This is a genomic window from Bacillus sanguinis (genome assembly GCF_018332475.1).
Lineage (GTDB): Bacteria > Bacillota > Bacilli > Bacillales > Bacillaceae_G > Bacillus_A > Bacillus_A sanguinis.
In genome coordinates this window covers 1-23,188 of the sequence record NZ_BOQB01000073.1, presented here as the reverse complement: position 1 = coordinate 23,188, position 23,188 = coordinate 1, and the positions used below count along the sequence as shown (strand labels likewise).

The 23,188-nt window shown below is 37.6% G+C and carries 21 protein-coding genes and 1 riboswitch; of the genes, 4 read left to right on the top strand and 17 right to left on the bottom strand.

Going from position 1 to position 23,188, the window contains the following annotated elements; all coding sequences use genetic code 11:
- Positions 1 to 247 precede the first annotated feature (247 nt).
- From KI369_RS10075 to pcrB, 5 genes are all read right to left on the bottom strand, one after another.
- Entirely contained in the window at positions 248 to 1,018 is a 771-nt protein-coding gene (locus KI369_RS10075) for a TSUP family transporter (protein ID WP_212955858.1), read from the bottom strand.
- Positions 1,019 to 1,113: 95 nt separating this feature from the next.
- Positions 1,114 to 2,307 (bottom strand): CamS family sex pheromone protein, encoded by a 1,194-nt coding sequence (locus tag KI369_RS10070; protein WP_212955857.1) that lies wholly within the window; start codon positions 2,305 to 2,307, stop codon positions 1,114 to 1,116.
- 16 nt (positions 2,308 to 2,323) lie between these two features.
- On the bottom strand, positions 2,324 to 4,333 hold the full coding sequence (ligA, locus tag KI369_RS10065) for an NAD-dependent DNA ligase LigA (protein ID WP_212955856.1): 2,010 nt from the start codon (positions 4,331 to 4,333) through the stop codon (positions 2,324 to 2,326).
- A gap of 15 nt (positions 4,334 to 4,348) precedes the next feature.
- Positions 4,349 to 6,598 carry a DNA helicase PcrA gene (gene pcrA, locus KI369_RS10060; RefSeq protein WP_212955855.1) on the bottom strand — a complete coding sequence of 750 codons (2,250 nt, stop codon included), beginning with the start codon at positions 6,596 to 6,598 and terminating at the stop codon, positions 4,349 to 4,351.
- Between the two features lie 12 nt (positions 6,599 to 6,610).
- On the bottom strand, positions 6,611 to 7,300 hold the full coding sequence (gene pcrB / locus KI369_RS10055; RefSeq protein WP_144615412.1) for a heptaprenylglyceryl phosphate synthase: 690 nt from the start codon (positions 7,298 to 7,300) through the stop codon (positions 6,611 to 6,613).
- A gap of 338 nt (positions 7,301 to 7,638) precedes the next feature.
- On the opposite strand from pcrB, the gene KI369_RS10050 reads away from it, so the two are divergent.
- From KI369_RS10050 to KI369_RS10040, 3 genes are all read left to right on the top strand, one after another.
- A complete protein-coding gene (locus KI369_RS10050) occupies positions 7,639 to 8,016 on the top strand; it encodes a YgaP family membrane protein (RefSeq protein ID WP_212955854.1) in 378 nt (125 codons plus the stop codon).
- Positions 8,017 to 8,236: 220 nt separating this feature from the next.
- Positions 8,237 to 9,082, top strand: coding sequence for an SPFH domain-containing protein (locus KI369_RS10045; protein ID WP_000660687.1), 846 nt, complete (start codon positions 8,237 to 8,239; stop codon positions 9,080 to 9,082).
- A 16-nt stretch (positions 9,083 to 9,098) separates the two neighbouring features.
- A complete protein-coding gene (locus tag KI369_RS10040) occupies positions 9,099 to 9,263 on the top strand; it encodes a type II toxin-antitoxin system antitoxin (RefSeq protein WP_001085171.1) in 165 nt (54 codons plus the stop codon).
- Positions 9,264 to 9,299: 36 nt separating this feature from the next.
- Here KI369_RS10040 and purD read toward each other — a convergent pair whose 3' ends face one another.
- The 12 genes from purD to purE form a co-directional block, all read right to left on the bottom strand.
- Positions 9,300 to 10,571, bottom strand: coding sequence for a phosphoribosylamine--glycine ligase (gene purD, locus KI369_RS10035; RefSeq protein ID WP_212955853.1), 1,272 nt, complete (start codon positions 10,569 to 10,571; stop codon positions 9,300 to 9,302).
- A 380-nt stretch (positions 10,572 to 10,951) separates the two neighbouring features.
- Positions 10,952 to 12,487, bottom strand: a complete 1,536-nt coding sequence (gene purH / locus KI369_RS10030; RefSeq protein WP_212955852.1) for a bifunctional phosphoribosylaminoimidazolecarboxamide formyltransferase/IMP cyclohydrolase — start codon at positions 12,485 to 12,487, stop codon at positions 10,952 to 10,954.
- Positions 12,488 to 12,511: 24 nt separating this feature from the next.
- Positions 12,512 to 13,099, bottom strand: coding sequence for a phosphoribosylglycinamide formyltransferase (gene purN / locus KI369_RS10025; RefSeq protein ID WP_212955851.1), 588 nt, complete (start codon positions 13,097 to 13,099; stop codon positions 12,512 to 12,514).
- A complete protein-coding gene (gene purM / locus KI369_RS10020) occupies positions 13,096 to 14,136 on the bottom strand; it encodes a phosphoribosylformylglycinamidine cyclo-ligase (protein WP_212955850.1) in 1,041 nt (346 codons plus the stop codon). The genes purN and purM overlap by 4 nt, the downstream gene beginning before the upstream one ends.
- Before the next feature lie 101 nt (positions 14,137 to 14,237).
- Positions 14,238 to 15,653, bottom strand: a complete 1,416-nt coding sequence (gene purF / locus KI369_RS10015) for an amidophosphoribosyltransferase (RefSeq protein WP_000879029.1) — start codon at positions 15,651 to 15,653, stop codon at positions 14,238 to 14,240.
- Positions 15,638 to 17,857, bottom strand: coding sequence for a phosphoribosylformylglycinamidine synthase subunit PurL (gene purL / locus KI369_RS10010; RefSeq protein ID WP_212955849.1), 2,220 nt, complete (start codon positions 17,855 to 17,857; stop codon positions 15,638 to 15,640). Before purL ends, purF begins: the two co-directional genes overlap by 16 nt.
- A complete protein-coding gene (purQ, locus tag KI369_RS10005) occupies positions 17,841 to 18,524 on the bottom strand; it encodes a phosphoribosylformylglycinamidine synthase subunit PurQ (RefSeq protein WP_048375606.1) in 684 nt (227 codons plus the stop codon). Before purQ ends, purL begins: the two co-directional genes overlap by 17 nt.
- Positions 18,521 to 18,775, bottom strand: a complete 255-nt coding sequence (gene purS, locus KI369_RS10000) for a phosphoribosylformylglycinamidine synthase subunit PurS (RefSeq protein WP_000278820.1) — start codon at positions 18,773 to 18,775, stop codon at positions 18,521 to 18,523. Before purS ends, purQ begins: the two co-directional genes overlap by 4 nt.
- A complete protein-coding gene (gene purC / locus KI369_RS09995) occupies positions 18,768 to 19,487 on the bottom strand; it encodes a phosphoribosylaminoimidazolesuccinocarboxamide synthase (protein ID WP_212955848.1) in 720 nt (239 codons plus the stop codon). The genes purS and purC overlap by 8 nt, the downstream gene beginning before the upstream one ends.
- 88 nt (positions 19,488 to 19,575) lie before the next feature.
- A complete protein-coding gene (gene purB, locus KI369_RS09990) occupies positions 19,576 to 20,883 on the bottom strand; it encodes an adenylosuccinate lyase (protein WP_000625682.1) in 1,308 nt (435 codons plus the stop codon).
- Positions 20,880 to 22,031 carry a 5-(carboxyamino)imidazole ribonucleotide synthase gene (gene purK / locus KI369_RS09985; protein ID WP_212955847.1) on the bottom strand — a complete coding sequence of 384 codons (1,152 nt, stop codon included), beginning with the start codon at positions 22,029 to 22,031 and terminating at the stop codon, positions 20,880 to 20,882. Before purK ends, purB begins: the two co-directional genes overlap by 4 nt.
- Entirely contained in the window at positions 22,028 to 22,513 is a 486-nt protein-coding gene (purE, locus tag KI369_RS09980; RefSeq protein ID WP_000839367.1) for a 5-(carboxyamino)imidazole ribonucleotide mutase, read from the bottom strand. Before purE ends, purK begins: the two co-directional genes overlap by 4 nt.
- 111 nt (positions 22,514 to 22,624) lie before the next feature.
- A riboswitch (purine riboswitch) is annotated at positions 22,625 to 22,726 on the bottom strand.
- Between the two features lie 194 nt (positions 22,727 to 22,920).
- On the opposite strand from purE, the gene KI369_RS29475 reads away from it, so the two are divergent.
- A complete protein-coding gene (locus KI369_RS29475) occupies positions 22,921 to 23,109 on the top strand; it encodes a hypothetical protein (RefSeq protein WP_238484909.1) in 189 nt (62 codons plus the stop codon).
- Positions 23,110 to 23,188 lie beyond the last annotated feature (79 nt).

Here is a 23,188-nt window from a genome sequence, read left to right as displayed (position 1 = left end):
TCATTTTGAATACGGTATTATTATGGGATTGTCGATGATTTTTGGCGCTTATTTTGGATCGAAATTTGCAGTCCAAAAAGGTGTTGGATATGTAAGAACTTTATTTTTATTAGTAACTATTTTATTGATTGGAAAAAACATTTTGGAATATACTCATATTTTGTAGAGTTATACGTATGTATAACTCTATTTTTTTATTATATTTTAAAAATTAATTAATTTTTAAAATATAAGTCTAGGAATAACTCTACAAAATATGAGTATATTCCAAAATGTTTTTTCCAATCAATAAAATAGTTACTAATAAAAATAAAGTTCTTACATATCCAACACCTTTTTGGACTGCAAATTTCGATCCAAAATAAGCGCCAAAAATCATCGACAATCCCATAATAATACCGTATTCAAAATGAATTACGTCTAAAAATAAAAAAGTAATTAAAGATACGATATTACTAACAAAGTTCAAAAGTTTTCCAGATGCTGCTGCTTGAATAAAATCCAAACCAATTAATAAAAATGCAAAAATTAAAAAGGATCCTGTCCCTGGCCCAAAAAATCCATCATAAAACCCTATCATTAAAATAACAAAGAAAAATATTAATGTTTTTCTTTTCGTCATCTTCTTATAGGTAGATACACTTCCCCAATCCTTTTTTGCAATAATATAAATAGCAATAAACACCAACATCACAAGCACTAACGGACGTAAAATATCCGGCGGAATAAACTTTACTACTAAAGCACCTGCGACCGCTCCTATAATAGTTAACGGGATTAACTTTCCTACAATTTTAAGATTGACCTTTCCCGATCGAATAAAATAAATTGCACTCGTAAACGTCCCCATCGTTGCAGCTAATTTATTCGTTGCAATTGCCGAAGCTGGTGGTAAACCAACAAACATAAGTGCCGGAAGCGAAATCAATCCCCCACCGCCAACAACTGAATCAATAAAAGCTGCTAAAAAGCCGAATGCAATTAATAAAATAATGACTTGAAAACTTAATTCGTCCATGTGCTTTACCCCTTACCCCATTATTTATAACATTTTAAATTATAACAAAATTATTCAAGAAAAAAAGCCGTTCCAAAAAGGAACGGCCCTTCTATTTAATCTAAAATTTTCACAAACGGTTCATCTTGCTTCGCTTCACGTATAATAATCGCTTCTGGGCGTTCTACAGATTTAATCGTTACTTGTACTTTCATATAATTCGGGAAGTATTCCATAACAAGCCCAGCTACATATTGTGTAAAACCAATTATTTCCGCTTTCCCATTAAACTGGACAGGAATATCAAGCTTTATTTCTCTTAATTCATCGTCTCTATACATACCAGTACCGATAACAGCTGTATAGTCGCCTTGGAAATAATCGCTTAGTTTTGCTTTAAAGTTTGATACTCTCGCCAGATCTTCACGTTTATTATCTGTTTTCGCTTGTTCTGATGGGAACAAATAATATTTCTCATTAATTTGTTTCCAATCCTCAACCGTTTCACTGCCTTTTTCAACATTCGCATAAGAAACAAAGTTACCTGGCACGAGTGCAGCCTTTGGAGCCTGACGATAAATTGCAAATGTTACCGGAACATTTTTTGTGTCAGGTTTTTTTTCATGCATAAATTTCAAGACTTCTTGCGCCATTTTTTTCCCTTCAGCTAACATTTTTTCTTGCTCAATTTTAGCCTCACGCGGATAACCATGCTCTTCTTCGTAATAATGAACCGAATTCATTGCTAAACCAACTACAATGCCTTGGAGTTCATCTGTTTCGCCTTTTTTCACATAATAATCATGCTCTAAAATATTTGAAATATATATTGGATTTTTTTTATTTTTTGCCTCTAATGATTCAGATCCTCCACCTAACGCTGGGTTTAACCCAATGTTTGGAAATTTAACGGCATCTTTTTTTAATTTGTCCTCTAGTTCCTTTTGTTCAGCATCTGTACGCTTTCTTTTAACAAGCATCTGCAAATTTTGAGTATCTAGAGCACTTCCACCTTTAAAGAAATGATCTTTCGTACTAAAGGATTCTTTCGCAATACGCATTAATCCTGTTTCAAATTCATCTATATCAAGACGATTACTTACTCCTTGCACGACTAAACCACGTGCCTCTCCACCATTAAATGGAATAGTCGTCTTATAATATTCATCCGACATAGCGTATTTTGGAACAACTGATTGTTCTTTTGCTTTCCCCGATTTCTCAGCCACTTTTTCATCTTTATCGGCACCTGCACTACACCCACTTACGAGTAGGCCAAGGCTTAATACCGCTAATGCTATTTTTTTCATGGTAAGTTTGCACCTCTTACTTATTTAGCTCTTGTAAGAACCTCTCTTCATTCCAAACCTCAACATTATGTTTCTCTGCTTGTGATAATTTCGAACCAGCTGCTTCACCTGCAACAACTAAATCCGTACTTTTACTAACGCTGCCTGTTACTTTTCCACCTAATGCCTCAATCTTCTTCTTCGCTTCACTACGTCCCATAACTTCTAGCTTACCTGTTAAAACAACCGTTTTTCCTGCGAAGTAAGATTCAACATTTTGTAAATCAGCAATTTTTATACCTTTGTATGTCATATTCACGCCATACTCTTTAAATTGTTGTAACAACTCTAATACGTCTTCATTATCAAAATATGTCACGACAGATTGAGCCATTTTTTCCCCAATCTCGTTAATTGCTTTTAGTTCTTCTTCTGTTGCTTTCACAAGCGCATCCATCGTTTCAAAATGCTCTGCAAATGTACGTGCTGCTTTCGCTCCGACATGGCGAATACCAAGACCGAACAATAATCGCTCTAATGAGTTTTCTTTAGAATTCTCAATTGCTTGTACTAAATTCGTTGCTGATTTTTCACCGAATCGTTCTAACTGCAATAATTGCTCTTTCGTCAACGAATATAAATCAGCAAATGTACGAATATAATCAGCATCAAAGAGTTGTGTAATGACACGCTCTCCAAGTCCATCAATATTCATTGCATTTCTTGAAACGAAATGGATTAACCCTTCTCGGATTTGAGCTGGACAAGTTGGATTTATACAGCGAAGTGCTACCTCTTCTTCTAAACGAACTAGTTCACTCTCACATGCTGGGCAATGCGTTGGCATATGATATTCTTCTTCCTCACCAGTACGCTTATCGAAAATAACGTTCACAACTTCAGGGATAATATCTCCTGCCTTCTTTACAACTACGTAGTCACCAATTCGAATGTCTTTTTCACGAATTAAATCTTCGTTATGTAAAGAAGCACGACGAACGATAGTACCAGCCACTCGCACTGGCTCTAGCTCTGCAGTCGGTGTCACAACCCCCGTGCGGCCAACACTTAATTCAATGCCTGTTAATCTTGTTACAACTTCTTCAGCTGGAAATTTATAAGCAATTGCCCACCTTGGACTCTTTGCTGTAGTTCCTAAACTTTCTTGAAGAGCAACATCATCTACTTTTATAACGATTCCATCAATCTCATAATCAAGATGCGGACGTTTTTCTTGCCATTCTTCTACATAAGCGATAACTTCTTCAATTGTTTCACATGTACGACGATTTGGATTTGTTTTGAATCCAAGTTCACCTAAGAAATCAAGCGATTCACTATGTGATGGAATTGTTTTTTCTTCTACATTCGCAAGACCGTATACAAACATAGATAAGTTACGCTTCGCTGCAATTTTTGGATCCAGTTGGCGTATTGAACCTGCTGCAGCATTACGCGGATTCGCAAATACATCTTCACCATTTTGCTCTTTTTCTTCATTTAACTTAACGAATGAACGTTTCGGCATATAAGCTTCGCCTCGTGCTTCTAACGTTACTTCTTCATTCAAACGAAGCGGGATCGCTTTAATCGTTTTTAAATTTTGAGTAATATCTTCACCTGTTACACCATCACCACGTGTTGCTCCTTGAATGAAGCGTCCTTTTTCATAATGAAGTGAAACGGCAAGCCCGTCAATTTTTAATTCACATATATATCTTACATTCGCATCATCAATTCCTTGACGTACTCGTCGGTCGAAATCACGTAAATCTCCTTCGTTAAATGCATTTCCTAAACTTAACATGGGTGATTTATGTGTTACTTTTTCAAATATATCAAGAACAGTTCCCCCAACGCGAATGGAGGGAGAATCTTCACTCATAAACTCTGGATTCTCTGCTTCTAATTTTATAAGCTCCTGCATATTACGGTCATACTCCGCATCAGAAACAGAAGGATTGTCTAATACGTGATACTGATAGTTAAATGTATTTAACAAATCACGCAGTTCTTCTATACGTTGTTTTGCTATCTCTTTTGACATATCCTCATTCCTTTCCTATTGTTTCGTCACAGGTGCAAATTTTGCTAACAAACGTTTAACACCAATTGGGCTTGGGAACGCAATATCTAATTCTTTTGCATCACCTTCACCTTTTACACTGACAACTGTACCGACTCCCCATTTTTGGTGGGAAGCTTTATCGCCTACTGCCCAGCCGATTTGCTCGCCGCCTGTCGTCTTAGCTGCAGGACGCGCGAAAGCTGAACGAGAGCGTGTTGTGGTTGTAGCTGTCATTTTACTTGTACTTGTTGTTCTGCCTTTTGCACCAAACGAAGTTTCACGCTTTGGCGCTGTTTCATTTAACGACTCTACTAGCTCTGCCGGGATTTCTGTAATAAATCGAGAGGCAGCGTTCATACTTGTTCTACCAAATAAAGTACGCATTTGTGCATTGGATAAATATAACTCTTCTTCTGCACGAGTAATACCTACATAAGCAAGGCGACGCTCTTCTTGCATTTCATCTTCTTCCATTAGAGAACGAGTATGCGGGAATATCCCTTCCTCTAACCCAACAATAAAGACCACTGGGAATTCTAATCCTTTCGCTGAGTGCATTGTCATTAAAATAACTTCCTCACCAGCAGTTGGATCTTCATCTACACGATCAATATCCGCAACAAGCGCTAAGTCTGTTAAGAAGGCAACAAGGCTCTTATCTTCGCTTTGAGATTCAAATGTTTGCGTAACAGATAAAAACTCATCTAAGTTCTCTAAACGACCTTCTGCTTCTAAAGTACGTTCATTTTTCAACATATCGCGATAGCCTGTTTTTTCAATAACTTCTTCTACCAATTCTGTAACAGATAAATACTCTTGCATATTTACCCAGTTGTGTAATAAACCTGCGAATTCTTTTACTGCCTTTGTAACTTTTGCACTTACTCCAACATGCTCAATCTCATCGAATACAGCAGTTAATGAAATTCCATTTTGTACACCGTAATTAATAATTTTATCGATAGAAGTCGCACCAATTCCGCGCTTTGGCATGTTTATAATACGTGCGAAACTAATCTCATCATCTGGATTCCCAATTAAACGTAAATACGCCAAAATATCTTTAATCTCTTTACGATCGTAGAACTTCGTACCGCCGACAATTTTGTAAGGAATATTAGATTTCAGGAAAATCTCCTCGACCATACGAGACTGTGCATTTGTACGATATAACACTGCAAAATCAGTATATTTTCGTTTCCCCATTTGAATATCATCACGAATTTTTTTCGCAACAAAGTATGCTTCGTCTTTTTCCGTTGCAGCACGATAATACGAGATTTTGCTTCCCACTTGATTGTCTGTCCATAATTTTTTCGGTTTACGATTCGTATTTCTTTCGATTACAGCATTCGCTGCATTTAAAATATTTTGTGATGAACGATAGTTTTGTTCTAACAGAATAACTTGCGCATTCTCATAGTCTTTTTCGAATGATAAAATGTTAGAAATGTCAGCCCCGCGCCAGCGGTAAATAGACTGATCTGAGTCACCTACAACACATAAATTTTTAAAACGTGCTGCTAAATGTTTCACAAGAAGGTACTGCGCTTTGTTCGTATCTTGATACTCATCCACGTGAATGTATTGGAACTTACGCTGATAAAACTCTAGTACTTCTGGAACACGTTCAAATAGCTGAATCGTCGTCATAATTAAATCATCAAAGTCTAATGAGTTATTTTTCAGAAGACGTTTTTGATATTCTGTATATACATCGCTCGTTAATTTTTCATATGGATCAGCGATTGTAATTTTTTTCGCATATTTATCTGCAGATAACAATTCATTTTTCGCATTACTAATACCCGCTAAAATAGAGCGTGGCTCAAACTTCTTCGGATCAATATTGCGCTCTTTCATGATTTTCTTCACAACCGTTAACTGATCGCCTGAATCTAAGATTGTAAAGTTACGATTAATACCAATACGATCGATATCACGTCGTAAAATACGTACACACATAGAGTGGAACGTAGAAATCCAAATATCTTCTGCTTCTGGTCCGACAAGTGTATCAATACGCTCGCGCATTTCACGAGCTGCTTTATTTGTAAAGGTAATAGCTAGTACATTCCATGGCGCTACGCCTTTTTCACCAAGTAAATACGCAATACGATGTGTTAACACACGTGTTTTACCACTACCTGCACCTGCCATTAATAGAAGTGGCCCGTTCGTTGTTTGTACTGCTTTTTGTTGCTGCGGATTTAAACCATTTAATAACCTATCTGTCTTACTCATATACGCCTGCACCTACTCTCCTTTTACTGCTTTAACTGTTTTTAACGCGGATTTTATATCATCATAAATAATATTTCCAACAACTACTGTATCAGCGTATTGCGCCATTTCCTTCGCTTGTTCTGCATTAGAAATACCGCCGCCATAATACAACTTCGCTTGTTTTAATTCTGCTTTTACATTTTTAACAAGTTCACTGTCGCCATACGTACCGCTATATTCTAAATAAAATATCGGTAAACGTAATAGCTTGTCTGCTAAACGCGCGTATGCAATCACATCATCTTCTGTTACATCGCATTTCGCATCTGTAAGCTGGGCTACTTTCGCTTCAGGATTTAAAACACAATACCCCTCCATGAAAATTTCATCCCAATCCATAATATCCCCAAATTCTTTCAAAGCCTCATGATGAATGCCTGTTACCCATTCTACTTTTCGGCTATTTAAAACGCTTGGGATATAATAAAAATCAAATCCTGGTGTAATTGCTTCCACATCAGAAACCTCTAACACACAAGGAACTGCATATCTACGAATGCTAACTAGCATGTGTAGTACATTATCAATTGTCACTCCATCACTTCCGCCTACGATAACAGCATCGGTTCCAGACTCACAAATCATTTCTAAATGTTCATCACTTAACTCCTTATTTGGATCAAGCTTAAATACATGTTTCCACCCGGAAATATCGTACATGAAAACACCCTTTCTTTTCTCTAGTTATATATATTTCTGTTCAAAATAACAGTTTATTTTCATCAGGATTTTTTTAACTTTACCTTAAATAATTGTTTAAAACGGAGAATTAAGTTTGGAATTCCCTCTTCCATAGTTTTTCAAACGAGAGGATTTAATTTTGAACTTCCTTTTATGCATTCTTTCATTATAACAAAAAAAGCGACTTACACACACGCACAATCCAACATCTTTTTCAACGTCAAATGTTGGATTACATATCTCTAAAATCACACGGGATACTAATAAAAGAAATAGTATTATCTATTTCAACTTTCATTAAAAGGAGTGTTTTTCTAATGAAGCAAAACATCGGTACAATAAATGCCCTAATTCGAATTACACTCGGACTTATCCTCTTCGGCTGTAGTAGTGCTAAACTTGTACGCAAGCCGTGGTGCACTTGGTCTAACATCTTGCTATGGATTGGTGCAATGAAAATCGCAGAGGGAATTGTTCGTTTCTGCCCTGTTGTTGAAATGTGGAAATTCGGAAAATACATGAATATGGGGGCATTTAAAATGCCTAGCATGAATTTTACTGAAAAGGGACATGCTAAAGAAGAAGTGAATCAAACTTCCAATCACGACAAACCACGGTCAAATGGAAGTTTTGACGCTTCTGACAAAGAGATTGAGTCAGCGATTGAAGATATAATCCTGGCCAAACCGCTTTGAATCATTTGTCACGATGCAAGATGCTCTCAAAGGGACTTAGCTGCTGCAGTGGGCGGTTAAGTCTTCTTTATTTTACCACAAAACAGAACATACATTCTTTTTTTAGACCTTAAAATATACATAAAAGATACCTAATCAACAAAATTCAGAAAATTAGGTGTAAACCCCTTGCTTAAAATGATATAAAAGTGATATCATTTTTATATCAGGAGGCGATCTTATGAAAGAAAAACAAGTATTTTATGTTAATGGTTTTCTTGGGATTATTGGAATTTTGATTTTAGCCGCTATCGGTGTATTTTTCCTCGTGCAAGAAATTTTTATAGGAGCAGCATTAACTATTATTTTAGCCGCAGTTCTTGCTACAGGTATTGGTATTGTTCAACCAAACCAAGCAAAAGTCATTACATTTTTCGGTAATTACTTAGGAACAATTCGTCAAAATGGTTTATTTTTAACGATTCCGTTCGCATTCCGTCAAACTGTATCATTACGTGTTGAAAACTTTAATAGTAAGAAATTAAAAGTAAATGATGTTGAGGGAAATCCGATTGAAATTGCAGCTGTTATCGTATATAAAGTTGTTGATTCTGCAAAAGCAATGTTCGGCGTTGAACATTACGATCGATTTGTAGAAATTCAAAGTGAAACAGCAATCCGCCACGTCGCAACAAAATATCCTTATGATAATTTCCAAGATGAAACTTGCATCACGTTACGCGGAAATACAGAAGAAATCTCTGAAGAATTAAAACGTGAGTTAGAAGCACGCCTTGAAATCGCTGGCGTAGAAGTATTAGAAACTCGTTTAACACATTTAGCTTACGCAACAGAAATTGCCCATGCAATGCTCCAACGTCAACAAGCAAAAGCAGTATTAGCTGCTAGAAAAGAGATTGTTGAAGGTGCTGTGAAGATGGCAAAAGATTCAATCCATATGTTAGATGAGGAAGGCGTACTAGAACTCGATGACGAGCGTAAAGCAAATATGGTGAACAATTTATTAGTTGCCATCGTTTCAGATAAAGGTGCGCAACCAGTTATTAATACAGGAAGCCTATACTAAAAGGTTGTAAATCATTATGGCTAAAAAGAAAAGCTTTCCATTACGTATTGATCCTGAATTACACGCTGTCATCGAAAAATGGGCGAATGATGAGTTTCGTAGCGTCAATGCACACATCGAGTATTTACTTCGAGAAATGGCAAAGCAAAAAGGTAAATTGAAAAAAGATAAAGATGCATAAAAAATCCCGCTGAGAAATCAGCGGGATTTTTTATTACTAGCTTCTCGTCATCTCATGCCCAATTGCACGATATCCGATATCACTTCGGTAAAATAGACCATCACTCTCAATTTTACCGATTTCTTTATACACCTTATCTTTCGCTTCTTGTAAAGTATTTGCCTTACAAGCAACAAATAGTACACGGCCACCATTTGTTACAAAGTCACCATGCTTCATCGCTGTGCCTGAATGAAAAACAATTACATCTTGCAATGCGTCTAATCCGTTAATAATGTCACCTTTTTTATATGCTTCCGGATATCCTTTTGAAGCAAGTACGACACCGATTACTGCTTCTTCTGACCATTGTAACGTTAACTCACTTTCATCTAATACAGCATTACATACATCAACTAAATCATTTTCTAAGCGAGGTAATACTACTTCTGTTTCAGGATCGCCAAAGCGGGCATTAAATTCAATTACCTTTGGGCCATCATTTGTTAAAATAAGTCCCGCATATAAAATCCCTGTAAATGAACGATTTTCTGCAATCATCGCTTTTGCAGTTGGATGTAATACTGTCTGAATCGCCTCTTGAACTGCTGATTCTGGAATTTGTGATACTGGAGAATACGCACCCATCCCGCCTGTATTTGGACCTTTATCGTCATCAAAAGCTCGTTTATGATCTTGAGCGATTACCATCGGATGCACAGTTGTTCCATTCACGAATGCCATTAATGAAAATTCTTGTCCATCTAAAAATTCTTCAATAACAACCTTCTTACTCGCTTCACCGAACTTTACATCTTGTAGCATCTCTTTCACAGCTTGTAGTGCCTCTTCAAGTGTCATCGCTACTGTTACACCTTTACCAGCAGCTAACCCATCTGCCTTAATAACAATCGGTGCACCAACTTTTTGAATGTATTGTACTGCTTCTTCATAATCTGTAAAAGTTTCATATGCCGCCGTTGGAATATCATACTTTTTCATCAATTCTTTCGTAAAAGCCTTACTACCTTCAATAACAGCAGCTGCTTTATTTGGACCAAATACACGAAGGCCCTCTTCTTTAAAACGATCAACAATTCCATTCATAAGTGGAATTTCTGGTCCAACGAAAGTTAATTCTACATGATTCTCTTTAGCAAATAAGACTAATGCATCAAAATCATTTTCATCAATATCAACTGGTGTCGCAACATCTCGCATACCTTCATTACCTGGTGCTACATATACCTTTTCTACCTTTTCAGATTGCACAAACTTCCAAGCTAAAGCATGCTCACGCCCACCGCGGCCAATTACTAAAACATTCATATTTCATCCCCCAATATTTAAATAAGTACAAACTAGAAGCTATGCTCCTAGTTTGTTCTTTCATATCAATCAAAGTTTAAAAAGGAGGATCAAGAGAACCAAGTAGGTCGAGGCGCATTCGCCAGGAGGACACAGAGTGTAGTTTTCCTACATGAGTACCGCACTGGCAATGCAACGACGACTTGCGACAGTTATCTTGACCGGACTTTTTAAACATCCATATCAATAAAGGTTTAAAAAGGAGGATCAAGAGAACCAAGTAGGTCGAGGCGCATTCGCCAGGAGGACACGGAGTGTAGTTTTCCTACATGAGTACCGCACTGGCAATGCAACGACGACTTGCGACAGTTATCTTGACCGGACTTTTTAAACATCCTCTATTAGTGTTTGAAATGACGTACGCCAGTGAACACCATAGCAATCCCATACGCATCTGCCATCTTAATAGAATCTTCATCACGGATTGATCCGCCTGGTTGAATGATTGCCGTAATTCCTGCTTTTGCTGCTGCTTCTACTGTATCCGGCATTGGGAAGAACGCATCAGATGCAAGTGCGCTACCTTGTGCTTTTTCACCAGCTTGTGTAATGGCGATTTTTGCAGAACCTACACGGTTCATCTGTCCTGCACCTACCCCAACTGTCATGTTATCATTAGCTAAAACAATTGCATTTGATTTCACATGTTTTACAACTTTCCAAGCTAGTTTTAAATCTTTCCATTCTTGCTCTGACGGTTCACGTTTTGTCGGAATTGAAATTGTACTTTCATCTAATGATAACGTATCTTCCTCTTGAACAAGAAGACCACCTTGTACAGAAGTTAACTTTTTACTTGCACTTGTCGCTTTTTCAATATCTACAGTTAGTAAGCGTAAGTTTTTCTTGCTTTGCAATACGTCTAAAGCTTCTTGTGAGAACGAAGGAGCGATAACGATTTCTAAGAAAACTTCATGTAACCTTTCAGCTGTAGCTTTGTCAATTTCACGATTTGCTGCGATAATACCACCAAAAATGGATACTGGATCTGCTTCATAAGCTCGTGTATATGCTTCATGAATATCAGTTCCTACTCCAACACCACACGGATTCATATGTTTTACTGCTACTACTGCTGGTTCTGTAAATTCTTTCACGATACTAAGCGCTGCATCTGCATCGTTAATATTGTTATAAGATAATTCTTTACCGTGTAATTGTTCTGCGTATGCAACAGAAGAAGTTACAGCGAATGGCGCTTTATAGAATGTTGCTTTTTGATGTGGATTTTCTCCATAACGTAAATCTTGTTTTTTCTCAAATGTCACTGTTAATGTTTCTGGGCTTTCTTCACCCATTTGCTCTGTTAAGTAGTTAGAGATTAACGCATCATATGCCGCTGTATGACGGAATACTTTCGCTGCTAATTTACGTTTCGTTTCTTCTTTTACTTCACCGTTCTCTTTCAGTTCCGCTAATACAACATCATAATCTACTGGATCTACAATTACCGATACAAATTTATGATTTTTCGCAGCAGAGCGAATCATTGTTGGACCACCAATATCAATATTTTCAATTGCATCAGCAAATGTTACATCAGGCTTAGCGATTGTTTCTTTAAATGGGTATAGGTTAACAACAACAAAATCAATTGGCTCCATACCTAACTCGTTCATTTGCGCTACATGCGTTTCATTATCGCGAACTGCTAATAAACCACCATGAATGTTTGGATGTAATGTTTTTACGCGGCCATCCATAATTTCTGGGAACCCAGTTACTTCAGAAATACCAATTACTTGTAAGCCGTTTTCTTCTAGTAATTTTTTCGTACCACCTGTTGATATAACTTCGATCCCTTGTTCTAGTAAACCTTTAACAAATTCTACTACTCCTGTTTTATCTGAAACACTTACTAATGCACGCTTTTTCATTTATCCTTCACCCCTGGTTGTATGTTAGTTAACAGTTGGTTCTTTCACAGATTGAACAATTTGATTCACTGTATTTACGTATAATTTATGTTCAACTTGTTGAATTTTCTTTTGTAAGCTTTCTCTCGTATCCCCTTCAGAAACAACTACTGCTTCTTGCGCAATAATTGGCCCTGTATCCATACCTGCATCTACATAATGAATCGTTACTCCAGTTACTTTCACACCTGCTTCTAACGCTTGACCAACAGCATCTTTCCCTGGAAAACTCGGTAATAGTGATGGATGAATATTGATAATCTTTCCGCCGTAAGCTTTTAGTAAAGTTGGTCCAATTAAACGCATATATCCAGCTAAAATAACATAATCAATTTCATACTCTTCTAGCTTCTTTAATATTTCTTTTTCAAATGCTTCTTTTGAATCATATGCTTTCGCTGAAAAAGCGAAACATGGAATATGATGATAATGTGCCCGTCCAACAGCGCGTGCTTCTGGTTTATCACATACTAATAAACTAATATCGGCGTCTAATCTTTTTTCTTCTACCGCATTGATAAGAGATTGAAAATTAGAGCCGCTCCCAGAAGCAAAAACTGCTAATCTACTCATAGTGCCGCTCCCCCATTAAAGGTAACGCCGGCCCCTTGTACAGTACGTCCAATAATACTAGCTGTTTCTCCTTGCTCTTCAAGAAGACGAACAATATCTTTTGCCTCTTCTTCCTTCACCGCTACTACCATACCAATACCCATGTTAAAAATATTGAACATTTCTTTCTCTTCTAGTTTTCCAACTTCTTGAAGTAAACTGAAGATCGGTTGGATTTTCCAAGATCCTAATTCAATTTCTGCACCGATTCCTTCTGGTAACATACGTGGAATATTTTCAATAAATCCGCCACCTGTAATATGCGCCATACCGTATACTTCATATTTCTTCAATAGTTCTAAAATAGGTTTGACATAAATTTTCGTTGGTTTTAATAATTCTTCACCAAGAGGTCGTTCTAAGCGTCCGTAAATGCGATCTAAAGATAGTTCTCCATCTTCTAGTAATACTTTTCGTACTAAAGAATAACCGTTACTATGAATACCGCTAGATGCTAAGCCAATTAATACGTGACCCGCTTCAATTTTTTCACCTGTTACAATTTTCTTTTTATCAACAATCCCAACTGTAAAACCAGCTAAATCATACTCTTCCGTAGAATACATTCCTGGCATTTCAGCTGTTTCTCCACCAATTAATGCACAACCAGCTTGGCGACAGCCCTCTGATATACCTTTGACGATGTTTTCAATTTTACTAGGTTCAGCTTTACCACAAGCAATATAATCAAGGAAGAAAAGCGGCTCTGCTCCTTGGACAACAATATCATTTACACACATCGCTACTGCATCAATACCAATTGTGTCATGTTTATCTGCCATAAAAGCGAGCATCAATTTCGTTCCCACGCCATCTGTTCCAGATACTAATACAGGTTCTTCTAATGCAAATTTTGATAGATCAAACATACCTCCAAAACCGCCTAAACCGCCTAGTACTTCTTTTCTCATTGTTGTTTGTACGTGTTTTTTCATGCGAGATACCGCTTCATATCCAGCTTCAATATCTACTCCTGCTTGCTTATATGCATTCGCCATCGTTATCTACACCTCGTCTTTTAATTTCTCCCTATCCAGGGCCAGCCGTTTTAAGAAAGAAGCTAGCTTCTACATCAACAGAAGTAGAAGCTTTTTTCTTCTTATTTCATACTTTCTAAAAGCTCTTGCTCATAATCATAAAGAGCTGTTGGATAGTCTCCATTGAAGTAAGCCATACATAGACCGCCGTATTTCCCTTCATATGGACGTCCAATTGCATCTACTAATCCATCTTCACTTAAAAATGTTAATGAGTCTGCACCGATCATTTCACGAATTTCTTCTACTGTATGATTTGCTGCAATTAATTCTTTTCTCGTTTGAATATCAATGCCATAGAAGCATGGATATTTCAGAGGTGGTGACGCAATTCTTACGTGAACTTCTGTCGCTCCAGCCTCACGAAGCATGCGAACAATTCGTTTACTCGTTGTTCCTCTTACGATAGAATCGTCAATCATAACAACTCGTTTTCCCTCAACTACACCTCTTACTGCTGAAAGCTTCATCTTAACCCCTTGCTCTCGCAGTTCTTGAGAAGGTTGAATAAACGTACGCCCAACGTAACGATTTTTAATTAATCCTAACTCATATGGAATGCCTGTTGCCTCAGCATAACCAATTGCTGCCGAAATGCTAGAGTCTGGCACGCCAGTAACAACATCAGCTTCAATAGGAGCTTCTGCCGCCAAACGTTTTCCCATGTTTTTACGTGCTGCATGGACGTTAATACCTGCAATATTAGAATCCGGACGCGCGAAGTAAATGTACTCCATACTACAAATTGCATGATCTACTTCATTTGTAAAACGATCTACGTGAATTCCTTCATCATTGATGATAAGTAGTTCACCTGGTTCTACATCACGAATGTATGTTGCACCTACTACATCGAAAGCACATGTTTCTGATGCTACAACGTAAGCATCTCCCATCTTTCCAATTGAAAGAGGACGGAATCCATTCGGGTCTAGCGCAACGATCATTTCATTTCCAGTTAGTAAAAGATATGCAAACGCACCTTTCACTTTATTTAGAGCCTCTTTTACACTCTCAATTAACGAATCTTTCGTACTACGTTTAATAAGATGTAAAAGTACTTCTGTATCGGAACTTGTTTGAAAAATACTTCCCTCTGCTTCTAATTCGCGGCGAAGCATTTTTGCATTAATTAAATTTCCGTTATGGGCTAACGCCATACTATGATCAGAAAAACGGAATAATAATGGTTGGACATTAGCAACTTCACTTCCGCCAGCTGTTGCATATCGTACGTGTCCAATTGCTGATTTTCCGTTTAAACCTTCTAGCTCACCTCTTGAAAATACTTCCGATATTAAACCTAGCCCCTTGTGACCGACAATTTTCTCACCATTATTTACGACGATGCCTGCGCCTTCTTGTCCACGGTGCTGTAAACTATGCAATCCGTAATACGAAACTTGTGCTGCATTTTCATGCCCCCAAATTCCAAAAACGCCACATTCTTCATTTAACCCCTTTATTTCAGCAAGCATGGGATTGCCCCTTTCCAAGCCTTTCTCATTTCATCTACATTTGCGGTAAGTAATACTTCATTTTCTTCATTATGAATTGTTACTTCATTTGTATTTGTCACTTCTCCAACTTGAATTGCTTCTACCGCTTTCTCGAACGCTTCCTTATTTTCACGTTTTACAGTTATAACGAAGCGAGATTGTGATTCAGCGAATAATGCTGCTGTTGCTTCTCCATCTAATTTCACAGTAGCACCTAAACCTTTTGCACCAATTGCACTTTCAGTAATTGCAACTGCTAAACCACCTTCTGCAACATCATGAGCAGATTGAACAAGGCCATCTTGAATCGCTGCTAATACTTGTTTTTGACGCTTTAATTCTATATCTAGATCGATGCTTGGTGATTGACCGAAAATTTTGCCGTGAATCATTTTCTGTAATTCACTTCCACCAAACTCAGCTTTCGTCTCTCCAATTACATAAACTAAATCGCCAGCTTGCTTAAACTCTTGTGTTGTTACATGTTTTAAATCGTGTACAAGTCCAACCATCCCAACTGTCGGTGTTGGATATACAGCTTCACCACTACGTTCGTTATACATTGATACGTTTCCACCGATAACTGGCGTTTGTAATGTGCGACAAGCTTCACTCATACCATCTACTGATTTCTCAATTTGCCAGAAGATTTCTGGTTTTTCTGGATTACCGAAGTTTAAGCAATCTGTAATTGCAAGTGGCTCTCCCCCAGAACATACGATATTACGTGCTGCCTCTGCTACTGCAATTTTACCGCCCACTTCTGGATCTAAATAAATGTAGCGAGAGTTACAATCTGTCGTCATTGCTAATCCTTTTTCCGTACCGCGTACGCGTACAACTGCTGCATCTGAACCTGGTGTAACAACTGTGCTTGTGCGAACTTGATAATCATATTGATCATAAACCCACTCTTTACTTGCAATCGTCGGTTGTTGTAATAGAGCGAATAACGTTTCTTTATAATTTTCTACTTTTGGTGTTTCCATTTTCATTGCCTGGAATTCAGCAAAGTATGCTGCTTCTTTTGATGGTTTATGATAAATTGGTGCTTCTTCTGCAAGAGCATCTGCTGGTACTTCAGCTACCTTTTCACCTTTATGGAATAAGCGAAGCATTTTGTCTTCCGTTACTTTCCCCATCGTAACGGCTGCAAGACCATACTTCTCAAATAAATCTACTATTTCTTGCTCTCTACCCTTTTTCACAACGATTAGCATACGTTCTTGTGATTCAGATAGCATCATTTCATATGGTGTCATTCCTGTTTCGCGCTGCGGTACATCATCTAAGTACATTTCAATACCCATTCCCGCTTTACTTGCCATTTCCGCAGAAGATGATGTTAAACCAGCTGCACCCATATCTTGAATTCCAACAAGTGCATCTGACTGAATAAGTTCTAAGCAAGCTTCAATAAGAAGCTTCTCCATAAATGGATCTCCTACTTGAACTGCTGGACGCTTCGCTTCTGAGCTTTCAGATAACTCTTCAGATGCGAATGTTGCACCGTGAATACCGTCACGACCCGTTGATGCTCCTACGTACATTACTGTATTTCCAGCACCATGCGCTTGCCCTTTTTTAATATCTTCATGATTAATTAAGCCTACGCACATTGCATTTACAAGTGGATTTCCTTCATAACATGGATCAAACTGTACTTCGCCGCCAACAGTCGGAATTCCGATACAGTTACCGTATCCTGCAATCCCTGCTACTACTTCTTCGAATAAATATTTCACACGTGGTGATTGTAATTCACCGAAGCGAAGTGAGTTTAATAGAGCTACTGGGCGTGCTCCCATAGAGAATACGTCACGGATAATACCACCAACGCCCGTTGCTGCTCCTTGATATGGTTCAATAGCAGATGGGTGGTTATGACTTTCCATTTTAAATACAACCGCTTGATTATCACCGATATCTACAATTCCAGCACCTTCCCCAGGTCCTTGCAGAACGCGCTCACCTGTTGTTGGGAATTTTCGAAGTACTGGTTTTGAATTTTTATAACTGCAATGTTCAGACCACATAACAGAGAATAATCCTGTTTCTGTATAATTTGGCAGACGGCCTAAAATCTTTTCAACCATGGCAAACTCTTCGTCTGTTAGCCCCATTTCCGCATATATGCGCTCTTCTTTAATTTGTGTTGGATTTGGTTCAAGCATTAACGACATATGTTTCCCTCCACTGTTTTAAGATAGATTGAAAGACTTTTAACCCTTCAGCACCGCCAAGTAATTCATCTACAGCACGCTCTGGGTGTGGCATCATACCAAGTACATTTCCTTTTTCGTTTACAATACCAGCAATATCTGAAACGCTTCCATTCGGATTTTCTACGTAACGGAATGCGATTTGATTATTCTCTTCTAATCTTTTTAGCGTTTCTTCATCACAATAGTAATTCCCCTCACCATGTGCGATTGGAATATTGATTACTTCATCTTTTTCATATTGTGATGTAAACATCGTTTCATTATTTTCAACACGCAACTGAACAGTGCGACACATAAATTTTAAGTTTTCGTTTCTCATTAACGCTCCTGGTAGTAATCCTGATTCAACAAGAATCTGGAATCCATTACATACACCTAAAATCGGCTTTCCTTGCTCAGCAGCTTTTTGCACTGCTTTCATTGCATTCGCAAAACGAGAAATAGCACCGCAGCGTAAGTAGTCACCGTAAGAGAATCCACCTGGTAGTAAAATTGCATCATACTCATCTAAATTTTCTGTATCGTGCCAAACGTAATCTACTTCTTCGCCGAGCTCATCTTTAATTGCATGGAACATATCAACATCACAGTTCGAACCTGGAAATACTATTACGGCAAATTTCACTGTGCGACAACCTCCTCAACTTCATAACGGAAGTCTTCCATTACAACGTTTGCTAATAGTTTTTCACACATTTCTTTTACCTTTGCGTCAAGGTCAGATACTGATTTATCAATTGTTAGTTCCATATATTTTCCGATTCGAACGTCTTGTACTTCTGTAAATGAAAGACTATGAAGTGCTCCTTTTACTGCTGTTCCTTGTGGATCTAATACGCTTTCTCTTAATGTTACATATACCTTAACTTTATACATGTGAAATTCCCCCTAAACGTTTTAAAATCTCTTCATAAGCATCTGTTAAATTTCCAAGGTCGCGACGGAATACGTCTTTATCAAACTTTTCATTGCTCATTTCATCCCATAAACGGCAAGTATCTGGTGAAATTTCATCCGCTAAAATAATTTCTCCTTCTTCCGTTACACCAAACTCTAATTTGAAATCTACTAGTCTTACACGACAGCTTGCGAAATGATCAATCAACACTTGATTGATTTGTAGAGCCATTTCTCGTAATACGCTTACTTGCTCTGGCGATGCAACGTTTAATACACGAATATGATCTTCCGTTACAAGCGGATCTCCTAAATCATCATCTTTGAAGTAAAATTCTACGATTGGTTCTGCAAGTACAGTTCCCTCTTCCATTCCTAATCGTTTTGAAAGACTTCCTGCAATTACATTTCTTGTGACAACTTCTAAAGGAATAATACTCACTTTTTTAACAAGTTGCTCTATATCAGATAACTTCTCAATGAAATGTGTTTTAATTCCTACTTCTTGTAACTTTCTGAACAATAAAGTTGTAATCTCATTGTTCAAACGACCTTTTCCTGTAATCGTCTCTTTTTTCTCCCCATTGAAAGCAGTCGCACTATCTTTGTACTCTACCCAAACCATATCTGCTGATTCTGTACGATAAATTCTTTTTGCCTTACCTTCATACAGCAATTCTAGCTTTTGCATTTCGCAAGCCCCCTGTAGTTTGAAAAATGTGAATAATATTTTTATAAAGAATGGCACAGAATGACTCTATTCTGTGCCATATGGAATTTTACGCCTCGTTTAATCCTAAGCGTTCAAAGATTGTATCAACGTGTTGCATATGATGCTCATAGTTGAAGCATTCATTAATTTCTTCTTGTGTTAACTTGCTCGTAATACGCTCATCAGCTTCTACAAGTTCTTTAAATTGTACTTGTGTTTCCCAAGCCTCCATCGCTTTAGGTTGTACGATATCGTAAGCTTCTTCACGTACCATACCTTTGTCGATTAACGTAAGCATTACGCGCTGAGAATAAATTAAGCCGTATGTTCTTGTCATATTGCGTTTCATATTCTCTGGGTATACAGTTAAGTTTTTAACGATATTACCAAAGCGATTTAACATGTAATTTAACGCGATTGTAGCATCTGGCAAAATTACGCGTTCTGCCGACGAGTGAGAAATATCACGCTCATGCCATAATGGCACATTCTCATAAGCTGTCATCATATAACCGCGGATAACACGAGCTAAACCAGTCATATTTTCTGATCCAATTGGATTACGTTTATGTGGCATTGCAGAAGAACCTTTTTGGCCTTTTGCGAAAGCCTCTTCAACTTCACGTGTTTCACTCTTTTGTAAACCACGAATCTCAACCGCCATCTTTTCGATAGATGTTGCGATTAGTGCAAGTGTTGACATGTAATGAGCGTGGCGATCACGTTGCAATGTTTGTGTTGAAATTGGTGCTGCTTCTAATCCTAAGTTTTCACAAACATACTTTTCTACGAATGGATCGATATTTGCATATGTACCAACCGCACCAGATAATTTACCAACGCGAACTGTATCAGCAGCTTGTTTGAAACGCTCTACGTTACGTTTCATTTCTTCATACCAAAGACCAAGTTTTAAACCAAATGTTGTTGGTTCTGCATGAACACCATGTGTTCTTCCCATCATAATCGTGTATTTATGCTCTTTCGCTTTGTTAGCTAAAATGCTTACAAAGTTTTCTAAGTCTTTTAATATGATTTCATTCGCTTGTTTTAAGATGTAAGATAACGCTGTATCTACTACGTCTGTAGATGTTAAACCGTAATGAACCCATTTACGTTCCTCACCTAGTGCTGGTGTTTCTGATACAGCACGAGTGAATGCAACTACGTCATGACGTGTCTCTTTTTCAATTTCATAAATACGATCAATATCAAATGATGCATGCTCACGAATTTTTTTAACATCTTCTTTTGGAATATCGCCAAGCTCAGCCCATGCTTCACAAGCTAAAATCTCAACTTCTAACCATGCTTTAAATTTGTTCTCTTCCGTCCAAATTGCACCCATTTCTGGGCGTGTATAACGACTAATCATCTTTTTCCCTCCAACAGTTGTTCTTGATGGTCCCAAATATGCAAGCTCTTCGCTTTTTCTAGAGCGACTTCAATATTATCATTTAAAATATTAACATGCCCCATTTTCCGCTGCGCTTTTGCTTCTTCTTTTCCATACAAGTGTAAATAGCACCCGGTTAATCTATTCACTTGTCTTAGGACCCCTTCTATATGTTCGCCTAAAATGTTTACCATGACAACTGGTTTTAACAAATTTGTTTCTCCAAGAGGTAAATTGCAGATTGCTCGAATATGTTGACCAAATTGACTCGTTTCACATGCATCCTGTGTATAGTGGCCTGAATTGTGAGGTCTTGGTGCTAATTCATTAATATAAATCTCACCATCAGCTGTAACAAACATCTCTACCGCTAGTGTTCCCACAAGTTCTAGTTCATCCGCGAGCACTTTTGCATAAGCGATTGCTTTTTGAGAAAGTTCTTCTGTAATGCGAGCTGGAACGATGGATTCATGCAAAATGTTATTTACATGAATATTTTCCGCTACCGGAAATACTTTTGTTTCACCACTTACACTACGAATTACAATAACTGATACTTCTTTTTCAAAAGGCACCCATTTCTCTAAAATACACTCTGCTGCATTTGCAAGCTCTCGCGCTTTATCAACGTCAGCTTCACTTCTTAAAACAACTTGTCCTTTCCCATCATATCCACCTGTCGTTGTTTTTAAGACGGAAGGATATGATAACTCGGCGATTGCTTCAGTAAGCTGCTCTTGCGTTTGAACCAATCTATACATTGCTACTGGTAATCCCGCTTTTTCAATTGCATTCTTTTCTGTAAAACGATTTTGCGTTTTACTTAACAACTGACTGCCTTGCGGTAAGTAAGCATGTTTTTCTAGCCATTGTAAACATCTATAATCAATATTCTCAAATTCATATGTGACGACATCACTGATCTCTGCTAAATGCTGAACTGCTTTTAAATCGTCATATGATGCAACAATTTCAATATCAGCAACTTGTGCACATGGTGAATTTTTTGTAGGATCTAAAACAGCAATTTTATATCCCATCTCCTTAGCTGCCAATGCCATCATTCTTCCTAGCTGGCCGCCTCCAATAATGCCGATTGTTTTTCCAGGTAAAATGATTCTCGTCATACTAGCTCACTACCTTCGCGCACATCTTTTTCAATTGCTTCTCTTCTCAATTCTAATGCATCATGTATATCATCATGGAATGATCCAAGTATTTGTGCAGCAAGTAAACCAGCATTTGTTGAACCAGCCTTACCAATTGCAACAGTTGCAACAGGAACCCCTCCTGGCATTTGGACGATGGATAATAATGAATCTAAGCCGTTTAACGCTTTCGATTGAACTGGAACTCCGATTACAGGAAGATTCGTCTTCGCTGCAACCATTCCTGGTAAATGCGCTGCTCCACCAGCGCCAGCAATAATAACTTTCAATCCACGTTCACGAGCCGTCTCTGCATATTCAAACATATAATCCGGAGTCCGATGAGCGGATACAACTTTTTTCTCATACGGTATATTTAATTCATCTAAAATGTCACAAGCATATTTCATTGTTTCCCAGTCTGACGTGCTTCCCATTATGACTCCAACTAGTGATTTCATATTAGAATCCCCCCCGATTCAAATAAAAAAAGCCTGAAATAGAACAGTTTCTCTTTTACTATGAGAGAAAGTGCTCTACTCAGGCATACGTATCCCTTGTGAATAGAAAAATACCGAGTGACTTTCCCTCATAGTCTAACGAATAACGGTCGTTAGGTAGAGACTTGCAGGCCATATCCCCGCGATTATATGAGGTCTTATATATTATTCTTTCTATGGCTATATTAACAATATTTCATAAACAATGTCAACAAATAATCGAATGTTTTTTTATTACTCACCAATAACGTTCGTGTTTTAGTTATATTCAAAAGAATAATTGTAACTATATGCAAGAAGGATAAGAAATTAGAATATATATTTCTAGAGATCTATCCTATACATAACAGTTTGTATGCTCACTCCGAATGCTTTATATTCATTTTATTTATAGGGAGGGTAACTTCTTTTACTCTCATCATTTAAAATATATACTTGTGATAGAAATAAAGTTTCCTATCATAGGGATTATTTTAGAAGCAATCGGAAAACCTGGAAAACAAAAAATCATTGCTATTACTTTAAATAGCCTCATTTTCATTCTTTTTCCTTTGTAAGATGACTACAGGTAAATAAGAATAAACACAAAAAAACCTAAGTCGATTCGACTTAGGTTTTTGCTTGGCGACGTCCTAC

Bases quoted from the DNA above. Each gene is read 5' to 3' on its own strand.
- KI369_RS10075 (WP_212955858.1), bottom strand. From the start codon at position 1,018: ATGGACGAATTAAGTTTTCAAGTCATTATTTTATTAATTGCATTCGGC.
- KI369_RS10070 (WP_212955857.1), bottom strand. From the start codon at position 2,307: ATGAAAAAAATAGCATTAGCGGTATTAAGCCTTGGCCTACTCGTAAGT.
- ligA (WP_212955856.1), bottom strand. From the start codon at position 4,333: ATGTCAAAAGAGATAGCAAAACAACGTATAGAAGAACTGCGTGATTTG.
- pcrA (WP_212955855.1), bottom strand. From the start codon at position 6,598: ATGAGTAAGACAGATAGGTTATTAAATGGTTTAAATCCGCAGCAACAA.
- pcrB (WP_144615412.1), bottom strand. From the start codon at position 7,300: ATGTACGATATTTCCGGGTGGAAACATGTATTTAAGCTTGATCCAAAT.
- KI369_RS10050 (WP_212955854.1), top strand. From the start codon at position 7,639: ATGAAGCAAAACATCGGTACAATAAATGCCCTAATTCGAATTACACTC.
- KI369_RS10045 (WP_000660687.1), top strand. From the start codon at position 8,237: ATGAAAGAAAAACAAGTATTTTATGTTAATGGTTTTCTTGGGATTATT.
- KI369_RS10040 (WP_001085171.1), top strand. From the start codon at position 9,099: ATGGCTAAAAAGAAAAGCTTTCCATTACGTATTGATCCTGAATTACAC.
- purD (WP_212955853.1), bottom strand. From the start codon at position 10,571: ATGAATGTTTTAGTAATTGGCCGCGGTGGGCGTGAGCATGCTTTAGCT.
- purH (WP_212955852.1), bottom strand. From the start codon at position 12,487: ATGAAAAAGCGTGCATTAGTAAGTGTTTCAGATAAAACAGGAGTAGTA.
- purN (WP_212955851.1), bottom strand. From the start codon at position 13,099: ATGAGTAGATTAGCAGTTTTTGCTTCTGGGAGCGGCTCTAATTTTCAA.
- purM (WP_212955850.1), bottom strand. From the start codon at position 14,136: ATGGCGAATGCATATAAGCAAGCAGGAGTAGATATTGAAGCTGGATAT.
- purF (WP_000879029.1), bottom strand. From the start codon at position 15,653: ATGCTTGCTGAAATAAAGGGGTTAAATGAAGAATGTGGCGTTTTTGGA.
- purL (WP_212955849.1), bottom strand. From the start codon at position 17,857: ATGTCGTTAATGCTTGAACCAAATCCAACACAAATTAAAGAAGAGCGC.
- purS (WP_000278820.1), bottom strand. From the start codon at position 18,775: ATGTATAAAGTTAAGGTATATGTAACATTAAGAGAAAGCGTATTAGAT.
- purC (WP_212955848.1), bottom strand. From the start codon at position 19,487: ATGCAAAAGCTAGAATTGCTGTATGAAGGTAAGGCAAAAAGAATTTAT.
- purB (WP_000625682.1), bottom strand. From the start codon at position 20,883: ATGATTAGTCGTTATACACGCCCAGAAATGGGTGCAATTTGGACGGAA.
- purK (WP_212955847.1), bottom strand. From the start codon at position 22,031: ATGACGAGAATCATTTTACCTGGAAAAACAATCGGCATTATTGGAGGC.
- purE (WP_000839367.1), bottom strand. From the start codon at position 22,513: ATGAAATCACTAGTTGGAGTCATAATGGGAAGCACGTCAGACTGGGAA.
- KI369_RS29475 (WP_238484909.1), top strand. From the start codon at position 22,921: ATGCTTTATATTCATTTTATTTATAGGGAGGGTAACTTCTTTTACTCT.